Here is a 13,908-nt window from a genome sequence, read left to right on the forward strand (position 1 = left end):
GAAAAAATGAACAATCTTTTTATTCAACAACGTTTTCAAATGCACTCAGGTGGTTTTTCAGATTTTAAAATAGAATGTGATGCACTCAGAGAAACAGATTTAGATACTCTTGCTTTTTTAATTTCACGTAAATTCAGTTTTGGAGGAGTGTATGGTATTCCTCGTGGAGGGGTAGCATTACAAAAAGCCTTAGAAAAATATATTACACCAGAGAATAAAACATTTTTATTGGTCGATGATGTATTTACGACAGGAGGTTCAATGTTTGAAGCCAAAGATAAAATACTTGCAGATGTTACGGCACAAGGTTTTGAAAAACTACAGGGAGTAGTATTATTTGCTAGAGGAAAAATGCCAGATTGGATACAATCAGTATTACATTTAGATCCTTTATTTTGGCAAAATGATTAAATTTATTTAAAACAAGCGGTAAGATGTTGATTATTTTTTGCAAATTTTGATCAACATCTTACCGCTATAAAATTAATGGTTTATTTTACTTAATTATAATGAATTAAAGAAAATAACTAAAATAATGACAGGAATAACGAATTTTACATAATTAAACCAAAGTTTAGTAAAGGTTTCACCTGCATTAAGCTCTTTTTTAGCATCATCTTTTAATACATAACCTACGAATATTGCACTACCTAAAGCAGTTAATACGAATAAGATATTTCCACTCACGTAATCAAAGGTATCGAAGATACTACGACCAGCAATAGTAATAGAATTCCACACATTATCTGATAATGCTGATGGAATATTACCTAGAATAAAAATGCCTCCGATAGTTACAACAATAGCTTGCTTACGACTTAAGTTAGTTTTTTCTTGCATTGCAGTTACTAATACTTCGTAAATAGTTAATGAAGTGGTTAATGCAGCAACAATTAATAAACTAAAGAAAATAATTGCAAAAATAGTACCACCAGGCATATGACTAAATACGATAGGTAAGCTTTGGAATACTAATGTTGGTCCAGAACTTGGTTCAATACCGAAGGTAAATAATGAAGGGAAAATCATAAAACCAGCAGCAATAGCAATTAGAGTGTTAATGACAGCTGTAATACAAGCGGTTTGTACTAAGTTTTCTTTTTTATCTAAGTAGCTTGAAAGTGTAATGAGCACCCCAAAACCTAAGCTTAATGCAAAGAAAACTTGACCCAATACTAAAATAAATAAGTCACTATTAATTTTTGAAAAATCAGGAATGAGATAGAATTTAATCCCTTCCATTGCTCCCGGTAAAGTGACATTACGTACTACCATTACAAGTAAACAAACAAAAAGAATAGGCATTAAATATTGTACTGCTCTTTCTAGACCATCCATAATACCTTTTGCAAGGATAAAATAATTGACAAGAGCGAATACAAATGAAGAAATTAAAATTGCAATAGGATCATTTGTAATATGGTCTGTGAAGAATTGCCCTGTTAATTCTGCTGTAACTGGTTGTGATAAATCTAGATTTCCACCCACTAAATTAGCAATAAAGTTTATCACCCAGCCACCAAGAACAGTGTAATAGGCCATAATACCAAAGGATCCTAATAATCCCATATAGCCCAAAATTTTCCAACCAGTGTGAATTTTTTTACCATTTGCTGTACCGCTAAAACAATCAATAGAGTTAGCTTGCATTCTACGACCGATAACATTTTCAACTAAGATCATTGGAATACCGATAACAATCATAGCAATACAGAATAATAAAACATAGGCACCCCCACCATTTTCACCTACTAAGTAAGGAAAACGCCAAGTAGCACCAAAACCAACCGTTGCTCCTGCTACAGTTAGAACATAAGTTAAACGATTTGACCAAGATTGGCGTGGTTCAGTTTGTGTGTTTGACATTACATACCTCTCTTTCTAATTTTAGAAGACATATCTTCCCATTTTATTCAATGGGAAGATATGTTATATAAGATAAATTATCTAACAGATAATTCAAATTTGATTGAGCTTTATTGTAATGCTACTTTTGGATCAGTATATTCCATATCAAATGCATCACAAACACCTTTGAAAGTACATTTACCTGCGTAAGTATTTAAACCATCCAATAATGCAGGTTCAGTTAAGCAAGCTTCTTTCACACCTAATTTTGCAATTTTTAGACCATATTCTAACGTTGAATCTGTTAAACCTAGGGTTGAAGTACGAGCAACACAACCTGGCATATTTGCTACACAGTAGTGAATTACGCCATCAACTTCATAGATTGGATCATTATGTGTTGTTGGATGAGAAGTTTCAAAACAACCACCTTGGTCAATCGCAACGTCAGTTAAGATTGCACCTTTTTTCATTAGTTTTAAGTCTTCACGACGTACTAAATGAGGTGCTTTTGCACCTGGAATTAATACCGCACCAATTACAACATCAGCTTCTTTTAAGCAACTCAAGATATTACCACGTGAGCTGGTTAATGTTTTAATTTTCATATCAAAGATTTGATCAATATAAGCTAAGCGCGCTGCATTAATATCTAAAATTGTAACATCAGCACCGATACCCATTGCGATTTGTGCCGCATTTAAACCAACTACACCACCACCTAAAATAACGACTTTTGCTTTTGGTGTACCCGCTGTACCACTTAATAATACGCCTGCACCACCAAAAGTTTTTTGGATATATTTAGCAGATTCTAATGTTGCTAAGCGACCTGCAATCATACTCATTGGAGCCAAGCAAGGTAATCCTGTTGGTGTTTTTATTGTTTCATAAGCAATGGCTTGAATGTTTTTAGCAAGTAGCATATCTGTAAGAGGTTTATCAGCAGCTAAGTGTAGGTAGGTATAAAGAATTTGACCTTCTCTGAAATAATCATATTCACATTCAATTGGCTCTTTAACTTTAATGATCATTTCACTATTTTTAAAAAGAGTCGCTTTATCAGTTAGAATAGCACCCGCTTCTGCATATTCTACATCAGGGAAACCAATTTCAGTCCCTGCATTATGTTCAATATAAACTGTGTGACCAGCTTCAACATAAGATTTTACATTTGCTGGTGTTAAACCAACGCGATATTCTTGAACTTTAACTTCTTTTGGACAACCAATAATCATTTTATATCTCCTTAGTTTGATTGATTACATATAAATATAATAACTTTGATAAATAGGTAGAAAATAAAAAAATAAGAGCTGATGATCCTCCTTCTTTTATACTCGATATTCGTTCTGTATTCTATTTATTAATCATTCTCAAGTCTGTGATGGAACTCACAATTTTAATAAGTGATAATTAAAAAATATTTATGATAGGTATTAATTTTTATAATATTTAGATTCAACAACAAAGTTCAATGTAATTAATCTTGCTTAAACACAACATTTCCTTTTTTATCATACACTTTCCAACCACTACGAGTGTATGCTGTAATTAGATAAGAGCGTTGTCTCATTGCATTATTTCCTCTGCTTATCATTTCTGGATAGTGTGATGATACCTTGCCATATTTTGCCATATCAAAAGGATTTGCTCTTTTTAAGGTATCAACTAATTTTCCCAATACGACCCCTTGGTTATTTAATAATGCTTTGGGATAGTCGGTTCCTCTTGTTTTTCTATTTATTGTTTCAGCTACAAGCAAATCATTACTGATTTCTGTTACGTATGAATAATTTGTAGGAATTAATTTTTTGGAATTAATATCATATATGTTCACTCGTCTGTGTTTGTAAATACGCAATCTCTTAGGACTTAAAGTAGAAATTTTGGAATAGCGTGGTTTTAATAAAATATTTCCATTCAGATCCATTAAGCCAACTTTACCGCGATAATTTCTAATTTCATAAAATGAGTTATTATCTTTTACAAACTGAATATCATAGATCTTTTTCATCGGTTTTATTAAAACATTACCATATAAATCAATTAAACCTGTTGAATAATCACGGGTAGTGACAATAAAATACTTATCAGAATTAAGAAAAATATCAGAAATATATAAGTATTTTTTGTCATAAACGGTTATATTTCCGTGTAGATCACCTAATCCAGTTATGCCATCTTTTTCAAAAATAACATAGTTTTTACGTATATATAATCTGTCATAAATAGGTGGATAAATTATGTTGAAATTAGGATCTAAAGCCCCTTTTTTGCTACCTTTTTCAATATAAATATAACCAGAACGATCACGACTAATATGGTTATATTTGTAATCTACTACTTGTTCTGCATTTGCATTAAAAAGACCATATAAGCCATTTTTTGATATAGCGAGATACTTATTTAATAATAATTTAGCATTATCATAACCTGTAACCAATACTTTAGCTTGGGTATTCATTATGCCTTTGACGTTATCCTTTTCAAAAAGAAGGTAATGTTCAGATAATGCTTTTAAATTATCATAAACGGGTGCTAATAATGGCTCTATTTTATTATTTTGGAAGATATAAGCACCATATTTATTTTGTGGTGTTTTAACTGTAATAATATTCACTTTTTCAGTCGCTTTTGGTGAATCAATCTCTGTATATTCTAGTGGAATAATATCTTTGCCATTAAAATCTATAACACCTGAAAGTAGTGTATCTTGATATTGTTCTATATTTATATAGTTCCACCAGTGTTTGTTAATTCTTATATTTTCAAATGTACGAATAATATTATGTTTATCATCTATTAAGTATGTTTTGTTATTGCGAGAAACAATAAAACGATTGGGTGTAAGGTAACGAATATAACCATCATATTTTATAGAAACGATCTCTTTTCCAAGAGTATTAATAATTCCCCTACCTAAACGTGGTTTTTCAACTAAAAAAAGATTATTTTCAAAACTAGTCAAATAAGAAAATTGTGTGTTGACTATAATTTCACCTTTATTATTACCAAAGCCCCAGAGCTTGTTTTTCTTGAATGCAACAAAATCTGAATAAAAGATCTTAATATAATCATATTCTACGGGATAAATAAGTGCCCCATTAGTATTTAATACCCCTTTTTTACTCGTATAATGGTCAACATTACTTACTATAAAAAGGTCTTCGATACGCCGTATTCTAGGATATTTGAAGCCTGTTATTTCCTTATAATACTTATTTAAAAAGCCTTTTTTATCGCCTTTTGTCACTTCGGCAAAATCACCACGAAAATACTCAATTTTATCGTAGATAAATTCTGTCAATTTTTTACCTGTTTTATCAATAAGCCCTAATTTTCCATTAACTGTCACTTTTAAAGCATTTTTATTTAAATCACTGTCACTACTACAACCACACGAGAGTATCCGTATCTTGTCATACTTAAATGCTGATAATTCCTTTCCTTTTATATCAAGCAATCCCCAAAATTTTGCTTTTTTAACAGCTAATAGATCTTCAGAAATCCAATAAAAATCATCATATTTAACCTCAGTTAAAGGTTTCCCTTGCATATTCATTAAGCCATATTGATGATCTTTCTGAATAATCGCAACCTTATCCCAATAAAAATCCACATCATCATAAGGCAATGAAATAGGTTCAGCGAACACTGTGGTTGCCATTACTAACCAGAGTAATAATAATTTAGGTATAACTAGATATTTTTTCATTGTTTTTCTTTTTGGTAAATTTTTATTAGAATGTGACCGCTATTTTATCGTTAACGGTCACATATATGGATCAAATATACTTAATTTTTATTTAATAAAAGCACATCCCAAACACTTGGTTTAGGTTTACTATTAGACACTTTATTAGTACATAAGTATTTATTTTGGATTATCCATACAGGAATTTTTATATTACTTTCACAATCCCAAGATCCATAACTATTAATACCAACCCACTGAATATTTTTAGAGTTTGGTAATTTAAATGGAGTAGGTATGGCTCGTTTTAGATATTGTTTATAAATAAATAATGCACCACTTGAACCCGTTAAGTGAGTATTGGCATTATTGTCTTTCCCTAACCAAACTGTTGTCAGGTTTTTACCATCAATCCCAACAAACCAAGTATCACGAGCATCGTTAGTTGTTCCAGTTTTTCCAGCTAATTGTAGGTAGCCAAAATCTTTATATAAGCGTCGTCCAGTGCCTCTTTTGACCACTTGTTGCATTGCATAAAGGGTTTGAATAGCTGCTTCTTTAGGTAATACTTGTTTTATATTATTTTTGTTAGGTTTATTAAGTAACTTTCCTTTATCTGTGATAATTGCTTCGATCGTTGTTAATGGTATGCTTTGACCCGCATTTGCCAATGTTTGAAAGGATTTTGTTACTTCATAAGGTGAAATAGTATAAGAACCGAGTAACGTGGATGGATAAGGAGGTATTTTTGCATTATCCCATCCCATCTGTTTTTGTTTTTTAATTACGTTTTGTAATCCAACTTGCATTCCAATATTAACTGTTGGTATGTTTTTTGAATGTACAAGTGCATCCATTAACATTACTGAACCACTAAACTTATTATTGTAGTTACGAGGTTTCCAATCTGGGCTACCTTGAGACTTAATAGTAATAGGGCTATTTTCAACTGGTGTATTTAAACGAAATTTTGTTGGATCAGAGAGTGCAATGGCATAAATTGATGGTTTCACCAGTGACCCTATTTGGCGTTTTGCTTGAATTGCACGATTGAAACCAAAAGATTGTGTTTCTGTTCCTCCAACAACGGCTCGAACTTTTCCTGTGTTATATTCAGTAATGACAATAGCAGATTGTAAATTATTTACTTTGCTATGGTTATTTTCTAGTTGTGCAATACCATTAATAACCGCTATTTCAGCTGCTCGTTGTTGCTGTTTATCAAGAGTCGTAAAAATTTTAGAGCCTGATAATTTGGCGGCAATATGTTTTCCATATTTTTGCTTTAATTCTCTATTTAGTACTTGCATAAAAGCAGGCTGTTTACGATAAATTTTTCTTGTTTTCTTTACGCCTAATGGACGTTTAATCAATAGCTCATAGAGTTCTTGATTAATCATTTTATTTTTAAATAAAATTTTAAGCACAACATTACGGCGATTGAGAGCATATTGAGGATTTCTCCAAGGGTTATATAATGATGGTCCTTTAATAATACCAACCAAGAGAGCTAATTTATCTAAACTGATTTCTTGAATAGGGCGTCCAAAGTAGAATTGGCTGGCTAATGCAAAACCGTGAATTTGATAGCTTCCATTTTGTCCTAAATAAACTTCATTCAAATAAGTTTCTAAAATACGATTTTTGCTATAACGGTAGTCCAAAATTATAGACATAAAAAATTCATTCGCTTTTCTAATCAGTAATTTTTTACGTGTTAAGAATATATTTTTAACGAGTTGTTGAGTTAAAGTACTTCCACCTTGTATATGACGACCTGCTTTATAATTTGCAATTAAGGCACGTATAATACTCAAAGGGCGTACACCTTCGTGTTCATAAAAGTGTTTATCTTCCGTCAATAGTAATGCTTCTATTAGTAATCGAGGATAATATTGTAATCGAAGAACTTGACGATCTTCATCATTATCTGAATGTAGCATTGCAATTAAATTAGGATCAACTTGAAATTCTTGAATTAAACGAGATTGCACTAAATCTTCAATATGAGTTAAATGGTTCTGTTTAAAATGTAATCTTATTAATCGTTGTGGTTCTGGTTTTTGGGGGAATGAAAATGCTCGACGTAGTAATACGAGACGATCTTGTTCTATTTTAAAATCACCTGGAGTAACAATTTGAGGGACTTCACGGTAACCATTTTCAAGCAAAATAAATTTTATTTCTGCTAAGCTTTTATTATCTTGAACACGGATATGATCTATTTTTGCATAAATTTCAGCAGGTAACTGCCAAACTTGACCATCCATAGTGGTACGAATTTTACTATCAAGATAGATTCCATAAAAACAAAGACAAACAAAGCCTGTAAATAAAACCTTCAAGAAGGTAACAAAAAAGTATTTTTTAAATTTTGAGTTTTTTTTACTTGTTACTTTTTTTGTCTTTTCTTTTTTATCTGCTTTATTTTTGTCTTTTTTTGACATTATCTTATTCCTATTTTATCCACTAATAATGGCATTATTTTTCAATAATTTTAACAACAAGCTGTGATATAGCACAACATTCTTTTTGTTCATTGTATTGTGATATTTCCCAAATATGCTGATTCTCATCTAACTTGACTGGACGAGCAACCGCATTAACATAACCACTTTTTATTGGTTTTAAGTGCTCAATTGTTAATTTTTTACCTACTGGAATTTGATTTGCTGAGCAACATAATAACGAAGCAGCAGAGCCAAGCGTCTCGGCAATAAATGCTGAAATGCCCCCGTGTAGTAAACCAAAAGGTTGTAGAGTTCGATGATCTACTGTTAATTTAGCACTTAACCAGTTATTACCAAAATCATTGAAGGTTACTCCTAAATGAGCTACCGCACAATTTTTGCAAAGTTGATTAAGCTCTTCAATATTTGGTTCTTTTTTCCAAATTGACATTTTATTTTTACCTTATTGGATAATTCTTTTTTCCCACATTAATTCAAACCAATCGAATGTTTTTTTGCAAATTTTATGACAAATGATACCGCTTGTTTGGTTTAGAATTCGTTGTAAATAAATATTTTCTCGATCTTTTTGAATAAGAAGATCTAACTGTTCTTGTATAAAGTCATCAATATTATCATTTTCTTTTGGTTGTTTTTTAAAGAAAGTCTCTAAGTTTTGGTAAATACCCCATTGTAGCTCATTAAAAGAGATTAAATAATCATTAATATATTGTTCTAGTAGTAGAGTCGCATTTTCTTTTTCTACGGTTTCAAAGGTTAGTTTTCCTACTGTTTGGTCTTTATTTTTAAAATATAGTGAAATAGAGATAGTTGGATAGTGAATTTGTAACAGTAGATGATAGAGCCAGCATTGGATAATATCTTTATCTCGTAAATTACCTACACGGTATAAAATAACTTGATTATGCTCTGGATAATAATTTAAATTACCACAAAGCGTGATGTTTTCTCTTTGATAATTAAAGGTTAAATATTGAGTGTCTTGTCTCGTATAAGGATATACTTCATTATAAAGTGTTTGTAATTCATTAATTAAATTATGTTGAGCGACATCTTTAAAGGCATTAACAGGTAATTTCCCTTTATATTGTTCTTTTTCAAAAAAATCATTAAATTGATCTTGTTCGTTGATAAGCAACTGATCTAAAAATTGATATTTTTCTAATGGTGATAGAGAAAAAGGCTCAGAATCTTCCAGAGGTTTTTCTTTTTGAGAAAAATAAATACCTAAATGATTGTTAAAGAAAAACTTAATAGGATGTTGTATAAAACGGATTAAATCTTCAATTTCAATAGTGTCAATTTCAGAATAATGTTCAAGTTTTGTTAAGAAATCACCAGTAGATTGGTGAGAGTTAAGGGTTTCTAACCACGTTGTTGCATAAGATTGATAAGGACTATTTGGAATAAAATTAGTTGGACTAAAAGCCGTCATTGAATGTTGAATGACCTTTTCCTCAAAAAAGGATTTTTCACCATTTTTAGGTAAATAATCACAAAGTTGAGAAACCAAAACAGAAGGTAGCTCTGTTTGATTTTTCGTTAAACTTTGTCCAACGTAACTAATATAAAAAATATCCTGAGCTGAAAGTAAAGCTTCTAAAAATAGGTAACGATCGTCATCCCGTTTCGCTCGATCACCTTTTTGTGGTGCATACTGCATTAAATCAAAACTGTTTATATTATATTGACGAGGAAAATCTTTTTCATTCATTCCAAGCAAACAAACAACTTTAAATGGAATTGCTCGCATTGGTAAAAGAGTCGCAAAATTGACTCGTCCAGCAAGGAAATTGAGATGACTTTTATTATTTTCAAGTTGTTCATTAAGTAGATTAATGATAATTTCATCATTAATTTTATGATCAAATTGCCCCTCAGTTATATTTTTGACAATTTCATCTATGGCATTATGTAACTGTAATAAACTGTAAGCATTGGTTTCATCTTCTAAATAGAAATCATCAATCAATTGGAGCAGTTTTATTTTCCATTGTTGAATTGAATGCGATTGATGAATAAAATCAACCCAATCCATAATTTTGCAAATAAATGCATTTAAGTGACCGCTTAGTTCAGCATTCAAACCATAACTTTCATTAAATGCGATGGTTTCTTCCCAAATCCCATTTTCTTCTTTTAAGGCACAACCTAGTAATAAACGATTGAGACCATTTTCCCACGAATTATAATTTTTCCATTGTGGATTTTCTAATTTTAAACCTGCTCGAATACCAACCTGAGTAATCCAATTGCGTAATTGTTCAATTTGAGAGGGGACAAAATGATGCTTTTTCTGAATTGCGGTAATATCTAATAGATCTAAAATTTGTTCGGCACTAAATTTTGTTTCTCTCATTGAAAGCAAGTTCAGAAAACTATTAATAATAGGATCAATTTCTTGAATGCGTTGATCAGAAACACTATAAGGAATAGCACAAGGATCTTTTCGTTCAAAAACTGCCCTAATATAAGGTGCGTAAAGATCGATGTTTGGTGACATTACCAGAATATCTTTTGGACAAAGGGTTGGATCTTGTTCAAATAAATAAAGGAGTTGATCGTGCAATACCTCAACTTCACGCAATGGACTATGGCAAGAATGGATTTGTAATGAGTGATCATTTTCATCAGTATTAAAGTCAAATTCATTACTTAACTCTAAAATACTCTGTTGTATTTGTGCCAGTAAATGCTGTTTATGTTGTAATGGTTCAATATAGGCGGAGATTTCATTATCTTGAAAATCTAATAATGTATTTAAAAAATCTCGCCCTTGTTTTCCCCAAGTGGTCAGTAATGGGTTTGCAGTAAGGGAATAATCATCATTTTCTTGTGTTATTTTTTCGTTATACAGTGTGATTTTATCGATCATTTTTTGTTCTAAACTATTACCCCAATAATGCTGGCTTGGGTTCAGAAAGAAAAGATGAATATCGCAGAATTCACTTAATTTTTTTAAGGTAACTAACTGTGAAGGGGGTAACGACGAAATACCAAAAATAAATACTCGTTTTGGTAATTTTTGCTGTTCTAATTGATTTAAATTTTCCAATTTTTCAAAAAAATGTTGTTGGAAATAAGCCCGATGTGACGTATTAAAAATTTCTGTATTACTCTCTTTTTTTAATTTTTCAACCAGAGCATTCCATAACATACTTTGCCATTGAACTTCTGTTTCAATATGAGCTTTAATACTTTCTGTTAAATGACCACTTTGTTGATAAATCTCCTTTAACACTAATTCATTTTGATTATTTTCCCAGTGAATTAGCCAATGAGGGCGATAAACTAAGTATTGATCAAATAATTCTGCAATTGCTTTCGCTAGTTGATAATACTTTTGTTGTTCAGGCATTTCTCCTAAGTAAAGACGTAATGAATTAAACGCCTCATAGTGTAATAAGTCAGGAATAATTTGTATCAATTGCCATACAGTGAGTTTTTGAGCAAAAATATTCTCTTTCGGGAGTGTTGGTAATAATGTGCGGTATTGTTGCCATAAAAAACTGGTTGGAAAAGGAAACTCAAAATTTGCAGCAATTCCCTCTTGTTGTGCAATTTCCATTTGCAACCATTGTGCCATTCCACCACTTTGTACTAAAATGATTTCTGCTTGAAAAGGATCATTATTAGGCTGTACTTTCAGTAATTTTAGCAGTAGCTCTTTGTGAGTTTTTAGCTGGTTAGCATAATATACCGTAAACATTGTATTCTCTCTGTTGAATTTAGAGAGATTTTCCTCTAACTTGCAACGAGTTTCAAGGTTTTAAATAAAATTCTCCTAGAGGAAAAGTCACTTTAATTTCATTATGACGACAATTTACTATAAAAGTGATCTCATTTTGTTTGATTGATGATTGGCAGGGTAATTTAGCCATTTTTAAACTAAGTTGGTTTTCTGCAATTTGCATTGCTTGTAAACGCTGATAAATTAAGACTTCTTTTTTATTTTGGTGTTTTTGCCATTTGCTATAACTTAAAAATATAATCGAGGAAAGTAATATCGCAACTATCACGCTGATAAAAGTTTCTGCTTTAAATTGACGTTGCATTATTTTTTTCCGTTTAATAAATTTTGTGAGTTGGGGATATAAAACCAAGCCCCATATTTACTTTTTAAATATTTAATGACACTTTTTTTATAAGATAAGTTACGCTCTTCACGCTCATTATCGTAAGAAGAATATAATTTTCCATAGAATTTTTTACCTTTAATATCAAAGTGATAGTCAGTAATAATGATACCGTAAAAATTCTTTTTTAAACTTTCATCAATTGCATTATCTGCAATTACAACACTTGGATGACGACTTGAGGTCTTGGGTAAATCTTTTAAAGATTGAATATGAATAATTTGCTCTTGATAATGCTCAATATCAAGGTACTGCTGAATATCATTAAAAGGCACATATTTCTTTTTAGTGGGTTCTATTTTGAAAATATTAATATTTTTGCAAAAAAGCTGATAAATCATACCGCTTATTTCAATTTCTACTTTTTCTTTTTTATATAAATTACATAACGCATTTTTATCTTGATGAAGATAATCCACTAATTGAAATTTTTTTGTTAGATAATCAGAATAGTAATATTGAGTGATTTTTTCTGTATTCAGCCAGCGATCTTTCGCTAAAAAAATTACCGATAAAATACCCATTAATAAAATAATCGAAACTAGCCCGACTGAGGCATTAAATAATTTTTTCATTGTTTAAAATATAAATATAAGATTGAGTGGAATAAGTTTGATTATTTTTAGTTAAAGATAATAAAACCTGCATTACTTTATGCTCTTTCAACCAAGAAAAAGAGAGTTGAGAGATTTTATAGTTATTGTATTGTGTTAATTTCCCCCATTTTCCTTGATCACATTGAGCAAGTAGTTGTTTACATTGTATGAGTGAGCATTTACTAATAGAACTATCTTGATAAATATACAGTTCTTGATGATCGACTTTAAATCCAAATACTTCTTTTGCGACATCACTGGTATTATTTTTTCCTTTAACAAAGCAAGCACTTTTCTTTTTTCGATTACCTACACAACCATCACTATTGATATCATAGAAAAAAACTAAACATTGAGGCTTTATTGCTACAGAACTTTTATTATGCGTAAAAGCAAAATAATTACTGTTTTCTCGATCAATACCTTGATAGTAAATGTGTTGAATATGTTGTTTAAAAAAATGCATTATTTGTTGAGCATTTTGCTGTAAGGAGAGCGTTGTTTGTAATTTATGTTGATTTTTATAGCTACCAGAATAGAAATTGGATAAAGCAAAAATTAAGATTACCATAAGGGATAAACTTGCTAAAAGCTCAACTAATGTGACCGCTTGAATGGTTTTAACGAAAGCGACATTGACTTGTTTTATTCTTCGCAATAACATTGATTACTCCATATTGATGAAATTGTAAAATTTCACTTTGTTGATTAATGGCAATATTTAAGCATTTTGATTCTGATGTCGCAGCTACACCATCGATATTGATAAAGCTTTTAGGATAAAGCAGAGAACTTTTTATTTGAGTTTCTGGGTAGCTGTTGTTATACAATAAATATTCTTTAAATTTTGCACAACTAGATAAATTAAGGCAATCACATCTGACTTTTCTTCTGCTTTTCTTCTTTATGGCAATTACACACCATTTTTGGCGGTTTAAGTCTTGAGAGATTAATAAGGAATAGCGTTTTTTATGGTAACGTGCTTTTGTTTGTACTTGATAAACAAAGGATTTTAATTGTGTTAATTCGCTCTCTAATTTCATTTTATCCTGTAATTTGAAAATAGAGGGAGAAAGAAAATAGAGTGCTATCACTAAAATAGTAAGGGTGATTAAGGTTTCTATTAATGTAAATGCTTTAAAAATCGAAATATTGGGCAT

At 30.8% G+C, this 13,908-nt stretch carries 11 protein-coding genes; 1 reads left to right on the forward strand and 10 read right to left on the reverse strand.

Annotated features, from left to right (window positions below):
- The first annotated feature begins 6 nt into the window (after window positions 1-6).
- Window positions 7-411, forward strand: a complete 405-nt coding sequence (locus U9966_RS01890; RefSeq protein WP_211599145.1) for a phosphoribosyltransferase — start codon at window positions 7-9, stop codon at window positions 409-411.
- 93 nt (window positions 412-504) lie between these two features.
- Here the strand turns inward: U9966_RS01890 and U9966_RS01895 are convergent, their stop codons facing one another.
- The 10 genes from U9966_RS01895 to U9966_RS01940 all read right to left on the reverse strand — a co-directional run bounded on the left by U9966_RS01895 (window position 505) and on the right by U9966_RS01940 (window position 13,908).
- Entirely contained in the window at window positions 505-1,866 is a 1,362-nt protein-coding gene (locus U9966_RS01895; protein ID WP_306347230.1) for a sodium-dependent transporter, read from the reverse strand.
- A 110-nt stretch (window positions 1,867-1,976) separates the two neighbouring features.
- Window positions 1,977-3,086, reverse strand: coding sequence for an alanine dehydrogenase (ald, locus tag U9966_RS01900; RefSeq protein ID WP_306347231.1), 1,110 nt, complete (start codon window positions 3,084-3,086; stop codon window positions 1,977-1,979).
- A gap of 245 nt (window positions 3,087-3,331) precedes the next feature.
- Entirely contained in the window at window positions 3,332-5,566 is a 2,235-nt protein-coding gene (locus U9966_RS01905; protein ID WP_306347232.1) for a WG repeat-containing protein, read from the reverse strand.
- An 80-nt stretch (window positions 5,567-5,646) separates the two neighbouring features.
- A complete protein-coding gene (gene mrcB, locus U9966_RS01910) occupies window positions 5,647-7,992 on the reverse strand; it encodes a penicillin-binding protein 1B (RefSeq protein ID WP_306347233.1) in 2,346 nt (781 codons plus the stop codon).
- Window positions 7,993-8,026: 34 nt separating this feature from the next.
- Complete coding sequence (locus U9966_RS01915; protein ID WP_306347234.1) at window positions 8,027-8,446, reverse strand: hotdog fold thioesterase; 420 nt, start codon at window positions 8,444-8,446, stop codon at window positions 8,027-8,029.
- A 12-nt stretch (window positions 8,447-8,458) separates the two neighbouring features.
- A complete protein-coding gene (gene recC, locus U9966_RS01920) occupies window positions 8,459-11,725 on the reverse strand; it encodes an exodeoxyribonuclease V subunit gamma (protein ID WP_306347235.1) in 3,267 nt (1,088 codons plus the stop codon).
- A gap of 52 nt (window positions 11,726-11,777) precedes the next feature.
- Window positions 11,778-12,071, reverse strand: coding sequence for a DUF5374 domain-containing protein (locus U9966_RS01925; protein WP_306347236.1), 294 nt, complete (start codon window positions 12,069-12,071; stop codon window positions 11,778-11,780).
- Complete coding sequence (locus tag U9966_RS01930) at window positions 12,071-12,727, reverse strand: DUF2572 family protein (RefSeq protein WP_306347237.1); 657 nt, start codon at window positions 12,725-12,727, stop codon at window positions 12,071-12,073. The genes U9966_RS01925 and U9966_RS01930 overlap by 1 nt, the downstream gene beginning before the upstream one ends.
- A complete protein-coding gene (locus U9966_RS01935) occupies window positions 12,711-13,412 on the reverse strand; it encodes a PilW family protein (protein WP_306347238.1) in 702 nt (233 codons plus the stop codon). Before U9966_RS01935 ends, U9966_RS01930 begins: the two co-directional genes overlap by 17 nt.
- Window positions 13,369-13,908: a pilus assembly FimT family protein gene (locus tag U9966_RS01940; protein ID WP_306347239.1), complete on the reverse strand. Its 540-nt coding sequence runs from the start codon at window positions 13,906-13,908 to the stop codon at window positions 13,369-13,371. Before U9966_RS01940 ends, U9966_RS01935 begins: the two co-directional genes overlap by 44 nt.

The organism is Pasteurella atlantica, from assembly GCF_963693435.1.
Classification (GTDB): Bacteria; Pseudomonadota; Gammaproteobacteria; order Enterobacterales; family Pasteurellaceae; genus Phocoenobacter; species Phocoenobacter atlanticus.

Coding starts and splice junctions, on each gene's coding strand:
- U9966_RS01890 (WP_211599145.1), top strand. CDS start 7: ATGAACAATCTTTTTATTCAACAACGTTTTCAAATGCACTCAGGTGGT.
- U9966_RS01895 (WP_306347230.1), bottom strand. CDS start 1,866: ATGTCAAACACACAAACTGAACCACGCCAATCTTGGTCAAATCGTTTA.
- ald (WP_306347231.1), bottom strand. CDS start 3,086: ATGATTATTGGTTGTCCAAAAGAAGTTAAAGTTCAAGAATATCGCGTT.
- U9966_RS01905 (WP_306347232.1), bottom strand. CDS start 5,566: ATGAAAAAATATCTAGTTATACCTAAATTATTATTACTCTGGTTAGTA.
- mrcB (WP_306347233.1), bottom strand. CDS start 7,992: ATGTCAAAAAAAGACAAAAATAAAGCAGATAAAAAAGAAAAGACAAAA.
- U9966_RS01915 (WP_306347234.1), bottom strand. CDS start 8,446: ATGTCAATTTGGAAAAAAGAACCAAATATTGAAGAGCTTAATCAACTT.
- recC (WP_306347235.1), bottom strand. CDS start 11,725: ATGTTTACGGTATATTATGCTAACCAGCTAAAAACTCACAAAGAGCTA.
- U9966_RS01925 (WP_306347236.1), bottom strand. CDS start 12,071: ATGCAACGTCAATTTAAAGCAGAAACTTTTATCAGCGTGATAGTTGCG.
- U9966_RS01930 (WP_306347237.1), bottom strand. CDS start 12,727: ATGAAAAAATTATTTAATGCCTCAGTCGGGCTAGTTTCGATTATTTTA.
- U9966_RS01935 (WP_306347238.1), bottom strand. CDS start 13,412: ATGTTATTGCGAAGAATAAAACAAGTCAATGTCGCTTTCGTTAAAACC.
- U9966_RS01940 (WP_306347239.1), bottom strand. CDS start 13,908: ATGCCCAATATTTCGATTTTTAAAGCATTTACATTAATAGAAACCTTA.